Annotated in this window: 13 protein-coding genes and 1 riboswitch; of the genes, 5 read left to right on the forward strand and 8 right to left on the reverse strand. The window is 68.2% G+C overall.

Features of this window, described 5'->3' with window-relative positions; genetic code table 11:
• Positions 1-84: 84 nt before the first annotated feature.
• Together fabB and fabA are read right to left on the reverse strand one after the other, a co-directional pair.
• On the reverse strand, positions 85-1,293 hold the full coding sequence (fabB, locus tag QMZ25_RS15335; RefSeq protein ID WP_065182526.1) for a beta-ketoacyl-ACP synthase I: 1,209 nt from the start codon (positions 1,291-1,293) through the stop codon (positions 85-87).
• A complete protein-coding gene (gene fabA, locus QMZ25_RS15340; RefSeq protein WP_053518264.1) occupies positions 1,293-1,808 on the reverse strand; it encodes a 3-hydroxyacyl-[acyl-carrier-protein] dehydratase FabA in 516 nt (171 codons plus the stop codon). Before fabA ends, fabB begins: the two co-directional genes overlap by 1 nt.
• Positions 1,809-1,998: 190 nt before the next feature.
• On the opposite strand from fabA, the gene dinB reads away from it, so the two are divergent.
• Positions 1,999-3,093, forward strand: a complete 1,095-nt coding sequence (gene dinB, locus QMZ25_RS15345) for a DNA polymerase IV (RefSeq protein WP_053518266.1) — start codon at positions 1,999-2,001, stop codon at positions 3,091-3,093.
• Positions 3,094-3,106: 13 nt separating this feature from the next.
• Here the strand turns inward: dinB and QMZ25_RS15350 are convergent, their stop codons facing one another.
• The gene (locus QMZ25_RS15350; protein WP_262100749.1) at positions 3,107-4,018 is read right to left on the reverse strand and encodes an MBL fold metallo-hydrolase; all 912 of its coding nucleotides are present in this window, start codon (positions 4,016-4,018) and stop codon (positions 3,107-3,109) included.
• Between the two features lie 47 nt (positions 4,019-4,065).
• The gene (locus QMZ25_RS15355) at positions 4,066-4,704 is read right to left on the reverse strand and encodes an NAD(P)H-binding protein (RefSeq protein WP_065175377.1); all 639 of its coding nucleotides are present in this window, start codon (positions 4,702-4,704) and stop codon (positions 4,066-4,068) included.
• Between the two features lie 109 nt (positions 4,705-4,813).
• Between QMZ25_RS15355 and QMZ25_RS15360 the strand changes: the two genes are divergently transcribed.
• Together QMZ25_RS15360 and gph are read left to right on the forward strand one after the other, a co-directional pair.
• Complete coding sequence (locus tag QMZ25_RS15360) at positions 4,814-5,743, forward strand: LysR family transcriptional regulator (RefSeq protein WP_065175376.1); 930 nt, start codon at positions 4,814-4,816, stop codon at positions 5,741-5,743.
• A 62-nt stretch (positions 5,744-5,805) separates the two neighbouring features.
• Positions 5,806-6,474, forward strand: a complete 669-nt coding sequence (gene gph / locus QMZ25_RS15365) for a phosphoglycolate phosphatase (protein ID WP_164150983.1) — start codon at positions 5,806-5,808, stop codon at positions 6,472-6,474.
• Between the two features lie 27 nt (positions 6,475-6,501).
• On the opposite strand, the gene btuB is transcribed toward gph, so the two are convergent.
• Positions 6,502-8,343, reverse strand: a complete 1,842-nt coding sequence (btuB, locus tag QMZ25_RS15370) for a TonB-dependent vitamin B12 receptor (RefSeq protein WP_283219888.1) — start codon at positions 8,341-8,343, stop codon at positions 6,502-6,504.
• A 115-nt stretch (positions 8,344-8,458) separates the two neighbouring features.
• Positions 8,459-8,681: riboswitch (cobalamin riboswitch) on the reverse strand.
• 152 nt (positions 8,682-8,833) lie between these two features.
• On the opposite strand from btuB, the gene QMZ25_RS15375 reads away from it, so the two are divergent.
• Positions 8,834-9,412, forward strand: a complete 579-nt coding sequence (locus tag QMZ25_RS15375) for a histidine phosphatase family protein (RefSeq protein WP_065175373.1) — start codon at positions 8,834-8,836, stop codon at positions 9,410-9,412.
• A gap of 15 nt (positions 9,413-9,427) precedes the next feature.
• Here the strand turns inward: QMZ25_RS15375 and QMZ25_RS15380 are convergent, their stop codons facing one another.
• Positions 9,428-9,790 (reverse strand): TfoX/Sxy family protein, encoded by a 363-nt coding sequence (locus QMZ25_RS15380; protein WP_253119835.1) that lies wholly within the window; start codon positions 9,788-9,790, stop codon positions 9,428-9,430.
• The gene (locus tag QMZ25_RS15385) at positions 9,787-10,269 is read right to left on the reverse strand and encodes a GAF domain-containing protein (protein WP_053518280.1); all 483 of its coding nucleotides are present in this window, start codon (positions 10,267-10,269) and stop codon (positions 9,787-9,789) included. The genes QMZ25_RS15380 and QMZ25_RS15385 overlap by 4 nt, the downstream gene beginning before the upstream one ends.
• A 67-nt stretch (positions 10,270-10,336) precedes the next feature.
• Between QMZ25_RS15385 and bioD the strand changes: the two genes are divergently transcribed.
• On the forward strand, positions 10,337-11,023 hold the full coding sequence (bioD, locus tag QMZ25_RS15390; RefSeq protein WP_283219889.1) for a dethiobiotin synthase: 687 nt from the start codon (positions 10,337-10,339) through the stop codon (positions 11,021-11,023).
• 34 nt (positions 11,024-11,057) lie between these two features.
• Here the strand turns inward: bioD and QMZ25_RS15395 are convergent.
• Positions 11,058-11,383 (reverse strand): aminotransferase class I/II-fold pyridoxal phosphate-dependent enzyme (locus QMZ25_RS15395; protein WP_283219890.1); only part of this gene is annotated, 326 nt, incomplete at its 5' end.

An 11,383-nucleotide genomic window follows, 5' to 3' on the forward strand; every position in this document is an offset into this window, starting at 1 on the left:
GCCCGGCGCTACCAGAGGCGGTGCTGCCGACTACGCGGTAGCGCCGGGCCATGCCCGGCGCCCGTGCAGGCCAATGGCGGGCGATCAGACCCGACCGAACACCAGGGCCGCGTTGGTGCCGCCGAAGCCGAAACTGTTGGACATCACCGTGTCCAGCACCTGTGCGCGGCTTTCGCGCAGGATCGGGAAGCCTTCCACCGCCGGGTCCAGCTCGCTGATGTTGGCCGAGCCGGCAACAAAGCCATCGCGCATCATCAGCAGGCAGTAGATGGCTTCGTGCACGCTGGCCGCGCCCAGCGAATGGCCGGACAGCGCCTTGGTCGAGGACAGCGGCGGCACGGCCTCGCCGAACACCTCGCGGATCGCGTTGAGTTCGGTGACATCGCCCAGCGGGGTCGAGGTACCGTGCGTGTTGAGGTAGTCCAGCGGGCGGTCCACGTTCTGCAATGCCATCTTCATGCAGCGCACCGCGCCCTCGCCGGACGGCGCCACCATGTCCGCACCATCGGATGTCACGCCATAACCGATCAGCTCGGCATAAATGCGTGCGCCGCGCGCAACCGCATGATCGTAGTCTTCCAGCACCAGCATGCCGCCACCACCGGCGATGACGAAGCCGTCGCGGTCCTTGTCGTAGGGGCGCGACGCGCTGGCCGGGGTGTCGTTGAAACTGGTCGACAGCGCGCCCATCGCATCGAACATCACGCTCATCGACCAGTGCAGGTCTTCACCACCGCCGGCGAACATGATGTCCTGCGCGCCGTGCCGGATCATGTCCGCGGCGGCGCCGATGCAGTGCGCCGACGTCGCGCAGGCCGCCGACAGCGAGTAGCTCACGCCCTTGATCTGGAACGCGGTGGCCAGGCACGCCGACACGGTGGAGCACATCGTGCGCGGCACCATGTACGGGCCGACCTTGCGCACGCCACGTGCACGCAGCAGATCGACCGCGCCGATCTGCCACTCGCTGGAGCCGCCGCCGGAGCCGGCGATCAGGCCGGTGCGCAGGCCACTGACCTGCGCCTCGTCCAGCCCGGCATCGGCGATGGCATCGCGCATGGCGATGTAGGCGAACGCTGCTGCATCGCTCATGAAGCGCTTCTGCTTGCGGTCGATCAGGGCGTCCAGGTCGAGGTCGACACGGCCGCCGATCTGGCTGCGCAGGCCCGCTTCGGCGTGGTCGGCCAATGCGGTGATGCCGGCACGCCCCTCGCGCAGTGCGGAAGAGACGGTATCCAGATCATTGCCGAGGCAGGACGTGATGCCCATGCCGGTGATGACGACACGACGCATCAGAAGCTCCCGGTTTCAGTGAACAGGCCCACGCGCAGGTCGCGAGCGTTGTAGATCTCGCGATCGTCCACATACATGCGGGCGTCGGACTGGGCCATCACCAGCTTGCGGTTGATGACGCGCGTGATGTCGATCTCGTAGCGCACGCGCTTGGCGTCCGGCAGTACCTGGCCGGTGAACTTGACCTCGCCGCAGCCCAGGGCGCGGCCCTTGCCGGGAGCACCCAGCCAGGTCAGGTAGAAGCCGGTCAGCTGCCACATCGCATCCAGGCCCAGGCAGCCGGGCATCACCGGGTCGCCGATGAAGTGGCAGCCGAAGAACCACAGGTCCGGGCGGATATCCAGTTCGGCGCGTACCATGCCCTTGCCATGCGGGCCGCCGTCCTCGCGGATGTCGGTGATGCGGTCGAACATCAGCATCGGGTCGTTGGGCAGACGGCCGGCGGCGGCGCCGAACAGTTCACCGCGTGCGCTGGCCAGCAGCTGGTCGCGGTTGAACGCGTGGAGACGAGTCATGAAACGCAATCCTGGAAGCGACGAACAGGGATACAAGCGCTCGAGAATGCCCGTGGAAGCGCTGTCGATCAAACATTTCAACCGTACGCAACCGTAGTGTTTTCAATGGAATACGCGCATCCTGTTGATGTGCAACGACCATACCTCGGCGTGTGGCCCACCCACGCCGAACCCGCCCCGTACACCTGACATGACCCGACTGCGCAAGATCATCCACGTCGACATGGACGCCTTCTACGCGTCGGTGGAGCAGCGCGACGATCCCTCACTGCGCGGCAGGCCGGTGGTGGTGGCGTGGCGCGGTGCGCGCTCGGTGGTATGCGCGGCGTCCTACGAAGCGCGCGTGTTCGGCGTGCGTTCGGCGATGCCGGCGATGCGTGCCGAGCGCCTGTGCCCGGACGCGATCTTCGTGCCGCCGGACTTCGCGCGTTACAAGGCCGTGTCGCGCCAGGTGCGCGAGATTTTCCTGCGCCATACCGACCTGGTCGAGCCGCTGTCGCTGGATGAGGCCTATCTGGACGTGACCGAGCCGAAAAGTGGCATCGAGCTGGCAACCGAGATCGCACGCACGATCCGCGCACAGATCCGCGACGAGACCCAGCTGACCGCTTCAGCGGGCATCGCGCCGAACAAGTTCCTGGCCAAGATCGCCTCGGACTGGCGCAAGCCCGACGGCCAGTTCGTTATTCCACCGCAACGGGTGGACGCATTCCTGGCGCCGCTGCCGGTCAGCCGCGTGCCCGGCGTGGGCAAGGTGATGGAAGGCAAACTGACGGCGCGCGGCATCATCACCTGCGGTGACCTGCGGCAATGGGCGCTGGCGGATCTGGAGGACGCGTTCGGCAGCTTCGGCCGCAGCCTCTACAACCGTGCACGCGGCGTCGATGAACGGCCGGTGGAGCCGGACCAGCCGGTGCAGTCGATCTCTTCCGAGGACACCTTTGCCGAGGACCTGCTGCTTGAAGACCTGGGCGAGGCCATTGTGCAGCTGGCAGAGAAGACCTGGAACGCCACGCGCCGGACGGAACGCGTGGGCCACACCGTGGTGCTGAAGCTGAAGACGGCGCAGTTCCGCATCCTTACCCGCAGCTTCACCCCGGACCGCCCGCCGGAATCGATGGAGGAGCTGCGCGATGCCGCGCTGGCGCTGCGCGCGCGCGTGGACCTGCCGGCCGACACGCGCTATCGCCTGGTGGGCGTCGGCCTGGGCGGTTTCCGCGACAAGGAACCGGTGGTGCAGGGGGAGCTGTTCGAGCAGGCGTCGAACGATCCGCACCGCCCCTGACCGCGGTCCTGCCTCACGGCCACTGCATTTCGCCCTTGGCCACCTTCGCGCTCAGCTGCAGCGACTCCACGCCCTCCAGCCGCGGGTAACGCGCCTGCATCGCCTTCACCAGCGCCTGGCTGTCCTTCGCTTTGGCCGCTTCCGCATCGAACGCACGGATGTACCCGGCGGTGAAGCGCAGCGCACTGGCGTCCAGCGCCGCCCCTTGCGCGTAATGGCCCGGTACCACCACCTGCGGCTTCAGTGCCTGCAGTCGCTGCAGGGTCTGCAGCCAGTCGGCATGCGACTTCGGGGTCTGCGTGTCGGCCATCCACACATGCTCGCCGGCGACCACGGGGATGCCACCGACGATCGCGCGCAGTGAAGGCACCCACAGCACGCTGCGGTCCGGCGTAGGGCCATCGAGTCCGATCAAGGGCAGGCGCTGCTCTTCCAGCAGCAGCGCGTCGCCCTCCAGCACCTGCGGCACAACGATGCGCGCCGGTGCGTCGGCCCCCATCTTCGGGCCCCAGTAGGCACGCTTGCCGGCGTGGGTCTGCTGGATGTGGGCCACGGTCTGCGCAGTGGCGACGATGCGTGCGTGCGGGAAGGCGTCCTGCAGCGTGGCCAGGCCGAAGTAGTAATCGGGATCGCCATGGCTGATGTAGATCGTGGTCAGTTGCTTGCCGCTGGCACGGATCAGCTCGACCAGCCTGCGCGCGTCGCTGGCCGCGAACTGTGCGTCGACCAGGATCGCATCGTGGCGGCCTTCGATCAGCACCGATGACACGGAGAACATCGCCTGCGGGCCAGGATGGAAGTACTGCAGGTGCAGCTGTGATTTCGCCGCCGTGGCCGGCGTCGGGGCAGCCGGTGCGGCCAGCAGCGGGGCGCTGGCGAAGCTGGTGACCAGTGCAAGCGGAAGCAGCAGGGCAACGGAACGCATGCGGAACTCCTTGTGCAGCGCCGGGCCATGCCCGGCATGTAGGTCGATCAGTACGCCGCAGTGATGATCTGCTTCGGGTAGGCATGCGCCTCGAGTTCCGCCACGAAGGCAGCGCCATAGTCGGCGTAGCTGATGCGGCTGTGGCCGCTGGCGTCGGCGAGGAAGGCCTTGGCCTGCACGCGGTACTGGCCACGCTCTTCGCCCGGTCCGATTTCCGCGGCCGGCGAGAAGAACGTCCAGTCGAGGTCGTCTACCGCCTGCAGGCGCTTGAGTGCTTCGCGGTGGGCCAGGGCATAAGGCTTGTACGCCTCCGGGAAATCCGGCGTATCGACCAGCTGGACACCCGGTGCCACTTCCAGGCTGCCGGCACCGCCGACCACGACCAGGCGCGGCACCCCGGCCTTGCGTGCCGCGGCTGCCAGCTGTCCGGCCACTTCGCCGACGCGGCTGATGTCATCGCCCGGACGTGGCCCGTAGGCGCTGGCCAGCACGTCGTGGCCGGCGATGGCCGCGGCCAGCGCGTCGGGATCATCCAGCGCGGCGATCACCGGATGGGCACCGGCCAGCTCCGCCGGCAGGTCCTGCGTGCTGCGCACGATCAGGGTCAATTCGTGGCCGGCGGCCAGCGCGTGGCGCGCGATCTGGCGGCCGATGTTGCCGGTGGCACCGACGAGGGCGATTTTCATGGCGAACTCCATAAGCAAGGGGAGGGGAAGACGACGGGGCCACTGTAGGACGCTGTAATTGTCCGAAAAACAGCGTATAACGCGCTTGTTTGTTGCATGGATCGAGCAGATGGATCGACTGACCGCCATGACCGTATTCATCGAGGTGGCCGAGCGCGGCAGCCTCACGGCCGCCGCTGAGGTGCTGGACATGTCGCGGGCGATGGTCACCCGTTACCTCGCCGAGGTGGAGGCCTGGCTGGGGGCGCGCCTGCTGCACCGGACCACGCGCCGGGTCAGCCTGACCGGCCCGGGGGAGGCGGCGCTGGCGCGCTTCCGGCAGATGCTGGAGATCGGCGAGGCGCTGCAGGGCGAACTGGCCAGCGACGATCCCGAACCGCATGGCACGCTGCGGGTGACCGCCAGCGTCTCGTTCGGGCAGAGCCATCTGGCGCGCGCCGTCGCCGACTTCGTCAAGCGTCATCCGGCGGCGCGCATCGAACTGCTGCTGGTCGATCGCACGGTGAATCTGGTCGAGGAGCGGGTGGATCTGGCGGTACGCATCGCCCGGCAGATCGACCCCAGCCTGATCGCGCGACGGCTGGCCACATGCCGCTCGGTGCTGTGCGCCACGCCCGGTTACCTGGAGGTGCGCGGCACGCCGACCGCCCCGGAACATCTGGCCGCACACAACTGCCTGACCCATCACTACGTGGGCAAGAGCCTGTGGCACCTGCACCGCGACGGACGTTCGCAGTCGGTGGCGGTGGGCGGCAACATCAGCGCCAACGAAGCGTCATTGCTGCTCGAAGCCGTTCGCGCCAGCGCCGGCATTGCGATGCTGCCCACCTACCAGGTGGCGCCGTTGCTGCGCAGTGGCGAGCTGGTGGAACTGCTGCCGGCGTATACCCTGGACGAGCTGGGCATTCATGCGGTGTACGCATCGCGTCGCCAGCAGTCGGCGATCATGCGGCGGTTCCTCGACTTCCTGGGCGAGTGTTTCGCCAGCCCGGCCTTCCAGGATCTGGACTGGCGACCGGCGCGTGTGGAACCTGCATGACATCCCGGTGCGATGCGCACACGGCATACAATGAGCGGCCCCACGTCGTACAGGTGCGTTGCGTGTCGTATCCCTATCCGCTGGTCGTATTCGACCTCGATGGCACGCTGGTCGACAGCGCCGCCGATATCGCCGAAGCCCTGAACCGCACGCTGGAGGACATCGGCCTGGCCCGTGTGCCGGAAGCCACCGTGCTGGGCTGGATTGGCGACGGTGTCCGCCGGCTGGTCGAGCAGGCCGTGCATGCCGCAGGGCGGCAGGTCGATCTGGCCGAGGTCATGCCGGTGTTCATGGTGCATTACCGTGAGTGCCTGCTGCGCAGCCCACGCCTGTTCGACGGTGTGGCCGAAGCACTGGCGCAGCTGCGGGAACGTGCTGTGCCGCTGGCCATCTGCACCAACAAGCCTGCAGCGCTGGTGCCGCCGCTGCTGCAGCATCTGGGCATCGGCGATGCGTTCGCGCTGGTGCTGGGCGGCGATTCGCTGCCACAGCGCAAGCCCAGCGGTGAACCACTGCGGCACATCGCGGCACACTTCCGCTTGCCGGTGAATGCATGCCTGATGGTGGGTGATTCGTTGACCGACTACCGCGCGGCGGAAGACGCGGGAATGCCGATCGCGCTGGTGCGCTACGGCTACCCGCGTGGCCTGGACCTGGCCACCGCAGCTGCGGTGGCGGTGATCGACGATCTGCGCGAACTGCCGGGCCTGGCCGCGCGCATCCCGGTATAGCGCCGGGCCTGCGCCCGGCGCGCCTGCTCATTTCGGCTGGTAGCGCACGCTCAGCTGATACTCGCGGCCCGGCTGGTTGAACCACGCCACAGTCTCGTACCTGCGGTCGAACACATTGGTTGCCCGGGCCAGCAGCGACCACGATGGCGTGAGCGCGTACTCGGCGCGCAGATCCAACGTGCCATAGCCGCCAACCTTCACCGTGTTGGCGGCATCGTCATAGCGCTTGCCCGCACCCTGTACGGTCAGGCCGGCACGGAATGCGCCGAAGCGGCGATCCACATCCAGCCGTGCCGTCTGCTGTGCACGGCGCGGCAGCCAGTTGTCGAACTGGCTGCTGCCGTTCGTGCGGTTGCGCGGGTCGGTGTAGCTCAGCTGTGCAGCGATGTCGAAGCCGGCCAGCACGATGCCGCCGGTCAGTTCGGCACCGCGGATGCGCGCCTTCTCCACCTGCTGCATCCTGAAGGTGGCTGCATCGTAGGTGATCAGGTCATCGATGCGGGTCTCGTACACATCCAGGCCCCAGCGCCAGCCCTGGCCCTGCTGCGAAATGCCCAGGTTGGCGCTCTTCGACTTCTCAGGATCCAGTGTCGGCACGCCGCTCCACGGGTCATACAGGTCGCTGAAGGTGGGTGCCTTGAAGGCCGTGCCGTAGCTGGCGTTGATGCGCAGGCCGTGATCCAGCTCCATCGCCCAGCCGATGCTGCCGGTGGCATGGTTGCCGAACTGCTCGTTGTCGTCGTTGCGCGCGCTGGCCTGCAACTGGTGCCGGCCGAAGCGCCCCTGGTACTGCACGAACACACCGGTGTTGCGACGGCTGTCGACACGATAGCCGGCACTGCTGCCGTCCAGGTTGTCCTCACTCCAGTCCACACCGGCACTCAGCAGCTGGCCTTCGGCCACGCCGAAGTCGCCCTGCAGCGACGCGCTGTCACGATGCGTCTGCGCGCTGCCATGCACGCCGTCCGCGCCGACGTTGTCCGATTCGTTGTCACTGCGACCGACGTTGGCGGTCAGCACCAGCCGTTCGGCCGGCGTGTAGCGGACCTTGCCGGACAGTACCTGCTGGCGCGTCTCGGAGTAGTTGTAGTAGCCGTCGTAGTGGTTCTGGCCGTCGGCGCGCAGCGCGCTGCCCTCCACCGTCCACTGCTCGTTGAAGTTGTAGCCGCCGCGCAGGCTCTTGGAGAGATTGCGGTAGCCGTCGCGGTCGGGTTCGTCGGCGAAGCAGCCGGTGAACAGCGTGGCCGAGCCCCGGCAGGCATCGATGCCATCGGAATGCTGGTAGGCGATGTCGGCGCCGAACCAGCCGCGTTCGCTGCTGCCACCGATGCCGCCGCTGGCCTCACGCAGGCCATTGCTGCCACCGCCCAGCTGCAGATGTGGCGCGAAGTCGCCCTGGTTGCGGCGGGTGAAGATCTGGATCACACCGCCGATGGCGTCGGCGCCATACAGGCTGGACTGCGGGCCGCGCACGATCTCCACGCGTTCGATCTGCGCCAGCGGCAGGTCCTGGATCATCGCCAGGCCGAGATCGGCGCTGTTGATGCGCACGCCGTCGACCAGCACCACCGTGTGGCCGGAGTTGGTGCCGCGCAGGAACAGCGAGCTCTGCTTGCCCAGGCCGCCGGCGTTGGTGAGGTTGATGCCGGCGCGGCCACGCAGCAGGTCCTGCAGCGAAGTGGCCTGGCTGGACTCGATCTGCGTCCGGTCGATCACCTGCGCAGGCGCGATGCTGTCCTGCAGGGCGATGGGGGTGCGGGTGGCCGTGACCAGGATGGGATCGAGCGCGCGGGCGCCATCATCGGCCTGGGCCAACGCGGGCAGGGCGGCCAATACGGCCAGGGAAAGCAATCGGGACTGCAGCTTCATCGGGGGACTCCAGGTGCCACGCACGCCCGCGTGGCGAAGGGGAGGAGCCGCGGAGGCAGGCAAGCGCCGATGCCGCAGGCAGTGCTGCGGACATCCAGCGCCATGCCCACCGCATCGCGACCTGAGGCTTCCGGGCCGGTCTCCGGGCTTGCCGCCAGGCGGCGCGAGGCCACCGTCCAGGCGCCTTCCCATGCTGTTGGCACAGTGGCGGTACTGCCTGGAACTGACGTGCTTACCGTTGCGGGGGCAGCGCCGGCATGGCGTGGGTTCACGCGTCACCGGCTTCCCGTTTCAACCTGCCGGCCATGCCGCAGGTCACCTGGAAGTGCGCGCAGTCTACGGCATCGGCATGCCCGGTGCGGCGCATATGCGGCAATGTCTGTGGAGCTGATGATCCCCAGCCACTAGAATTGCTGCTTGATCCCGTGGTGCCGTTGCCGATGTCCGCCCGTTTTCCGCTGTCCCCGCGTTGCCTGCACAGGACGCATGCATGATCCTCGACCTGGTCCGCCACGCTGGCAACGGTCGCGACGAGTACCTCGATGGCCGCAGCGATCCACCGCAGCTGGCCCGCCTGCCACAGGAGCTGGTGGAGGCCTACGCCACGCAGCCCTGGGAGCGGGTGATCAGCTCGCCCCGCCTGCGGTCACTGCACACAGCGATGGCGCTGGCCACCCCGCGCGGGCTGGACGTGGATGCGGACGAGGAGTGGGAAGAACTCGACTTCGGCGACTGGGACGGGCAGGCACTGTTCGACCTGCCGGAGCAGGCGCTGGCGGCATTCCATGCTGATCCGCATGCGTATCCGCCGCCAAACGGCGAAAGCTGGGGGCACTTCGAGCGGCGCATCGCGCGTGCGCTCGACCGCCTGCTCGACGATGACGACCCGCTGCCGACCGTCGTGGTCAGCCACGGTGGCCCGCTGCGCATGGTGCTGTCACAGGTCTGCGGCCTGCCGATGTCGCTGTGCTGGGCGCTGCGCATCGACCACGGTACGCGCCTGCGGGTCAGGCTGGAGCGTGGCGAGGCAGGCCTGGTGGGCGAGCTGCTGGAGTTGCAGCAGCCCTGATCCGGCCGGTGCCGATCAGTCCTCGTCGGCGCTTCCGGCCACGTCTTCTTCTGCGTCGTCGTCTGCGTCGAATCGCTGCTCGTGCACCGGCCCCGAGGCCGGGCCGGCCGCCTTCAGCGGGTGCGCGGCGATGCGCGCTTCGTAGTCCTGCACCAGCGCCTCGCGCTGCGGCTCGCCCAGTTCCTGCCAATGGCAGTCCAGCAGGGCCCCTTCCAGCGAGTAGAGCAGGTTCAGGCTGGGCTTGAAGCCGGCGCGCTTGACCTTGACGAAGGCACCCACCGCGCCGACGGCGGCCAGATCGTCACGGCTGCGCAGACCGACCTGGCGCAGCCACGCCGCACTTTTCGGACCGATGTTGCGCAGCTTCGGCGCACTCATCCCAGCGCCTCGACGAAGACGCGCGCGATGGCTTCCAGTCCGGCCTGGTCATCGGCATCGAAGCGACCGGTCTTCGGGCTGTCGATGTCGAAGACTCCGATCAGTTCATCGCCGCGCAGCAGCGGAACGACCAGTTCCGAGCGGGAGGCCGAGTCGCAGGCGATGTGGCCCGGAAAGGCATCGACATCGTCGACGCGCTGGGTCACGCGCTGGCGGGCCGCGGCACCACACACGCCCTTGTCCAGCGGAATGCGCACGCAGGCCGGCAGCCCCTGGAACGGGCCGACCACCAGCTCCTGGCCATCGTAGAGATAGAAGCCCACCCAGTTCAGGTCGGGCAGGGCGTGGAAGACCAGCGCCGAGAGATTGGCCGCGTTGGCGATGCGGTCGGACTCTCCATGGACCAGGCCACGGGCCTGTTCAAGCAACTGGGCGTATTGTTCCGGCTTGCTGCCGGTAAGCGAGGCATTGGCGAACATGACCGCAGTCTAGCAAGCGTGCCGGGCCAGCGATAATGCACGCTCTGTTGCCCCGCTGGAGCCTTCGATGCCGTTGCCCGCTGCCCTGCCATCCGCGCTGTTCGTCACCGGCACCGATACCGAGATCGGCAAGACGGCGGCCAGCACCGCGCTGCTGCACGCCCTGCGCCGGCGTGGCCTGCGGGCGGTCGGAATGAAGCCTGTGGCCAGTGGCAGCCAGGATCTGGGGCAGGGCCTGCGCAACGAGGATGCGCTGGCGCTGCAGGCGGCCAGTCGGCCGGTGCCGGACTACGTCGACGTGAATCCCTATGCCCTGCGGCAGCCGATCGCCCCCGAACTGGCGGCGGCTGAGGACGGGGTGGACATCGCCCTGGCACCGATCGTCGCCGCGTTCGAGCGCCTGCGTGCCACCGCCGACGTGGTGGTGGTGGAAGGCGTAGGGGGATGGCTGGCGCCGGTCTCCGTCCACCTGGACCAGCTCGACATCGTGCGGGCACTGCGTCTGCCGGTCGTGCTGGTGGTCGGCCTGCGGCTGGGCTGCGTCAACCACGCGAGATTGACCGCGCACTCCTTGCGGGCCAGCGGCGTGGAGTGCCTGGGCTGGATCGGCAATCACATCGATCCGGCCATGCAGCGCCAGGACGAGAACGTGGCCACGCTGGTGCAGCGGTTGCCGATGCCATGCTGGGGACGGCTGCCGCACCTGCCGGGCGCCGATGCTCAGGCCCTGGCGATGCACCTGCATGAGGGCTGAGTTCCCGTAGAGCGGAGCCTGCGACCCGCTGCGATCAACCGGCCGCGAGCTCCCGCGCGAGGGCGCCCAGGCGCTCCACGGCAGCGATGAAACGTGCGTCGAAGGTCTGGCAGCACGACAGCCGCAGGCAGTGCCGGTAGCGCGGACCGCGCGAATACACCTGGCCGGGCATGAACACGATGCCCTCTTCCAGCGCCCGCTCGAACAGTGCGCGGGTGTCCACGCCCGGCAGTTCCAGCCACAGCAGGAAGCCACCCTGTGGTTCCGTGGCGCGTGTGCCGGGCGGGAAATGCTCGGCCACCAGCTGGCGCAGCCGTCCCACCTGCTCGCGATACAGGCGCCGCATGCGGTGCAGGTGAT

It is taken from the genome of Stenotrophomonas sp. RS-48, assembly GCF_030053245.1.
In the GTDB taxonomy this organism is placed as follows: Bacteria; Pseudomonadota; Gammaproteobacteria; order Xanthomonadales; family Xanthomonadaceae; genus Stenotrophomonas; species Stenotrophomonas maltophilia_P.

Bases quoted from the DNA above. Each gene is read 5' to 3' on its own strand.
- fabB (WP_065182526.1), bottom strand. From the start codon at position 1,293: ATGCGTCGTGTCGTCATCACCGGCATGGGCATCACGTCCTGCCTCGGC.
- fabA (WP_053518264.1), bottom strand. From the start codon at position 1,808: ATGACTCGTCTCCACGCGTTCAACCGCGACCAGCTGCTGGCCAGCGCA.
- dinB (WP_053518266.1), top strand. From the start codon at position 1,999: ATGACCCGACTGCGCAAGATCATCCACGTCGACATGGACGCCTTCTAC.
- QMZ25_RS15350 (WP_262100749.1), bottom strand. From the start codon at position 4,018: ATGCGTTCCGTTGCCCTGCTGCTTCCGCTTGCACTGGTCACCAGCTTC.
- QMZ25_RS15355 (WP_065175377.1), bottom strand. From the start codon at position 4,704: ATGAAAATCGCCCTCGTCGGTGCCACCGGCAACATCGGCCGCCAGATC.
- QMZ25_RS15360 (WP_065175376.1), top strand. From the start codon at position 4,814: ATGGATCGACTGACCGCCATGACCGTATTCATCGAGGTGGCCGAGCGC.
- btuB (WP_283219888.1), bottom strand. From the start codon at position 8,343: ATGAAGCTGCAGTCCCGATTGCTTTCCCTGGCCGTATTGGCCGCCCTG.
- QMZ25_RS15375 (WP_065175373.1), top strand. From the start codon at position 8,834: ATGATCCTCGACCTGGTCCGCCACGCTGGCAACGGTCGCGACGAGTAC.
- QMZ25_RS15380 (WP_253119835.1), bottom strand. From the start codon at position 9,790: ATGAGTGCGCCGAAGCTGCGCAACATCGGTCCGAAAAGTGCGGCGTGG.
- QMZ25_RS15385 (WP_053518280.1), bottom strand. From the start codon at position 10,269: ATGTTCGCCAATGCCTCGCTTACCGGCAGCAAGCCGGAACAATACGCC.
- bioD (WP_283219889.1), top strand. From the start codon at position 10,337: ATGCCGTTGCCCGCTGCCCTGCCATCCGCGCTGTTCGTCACCGGCACC.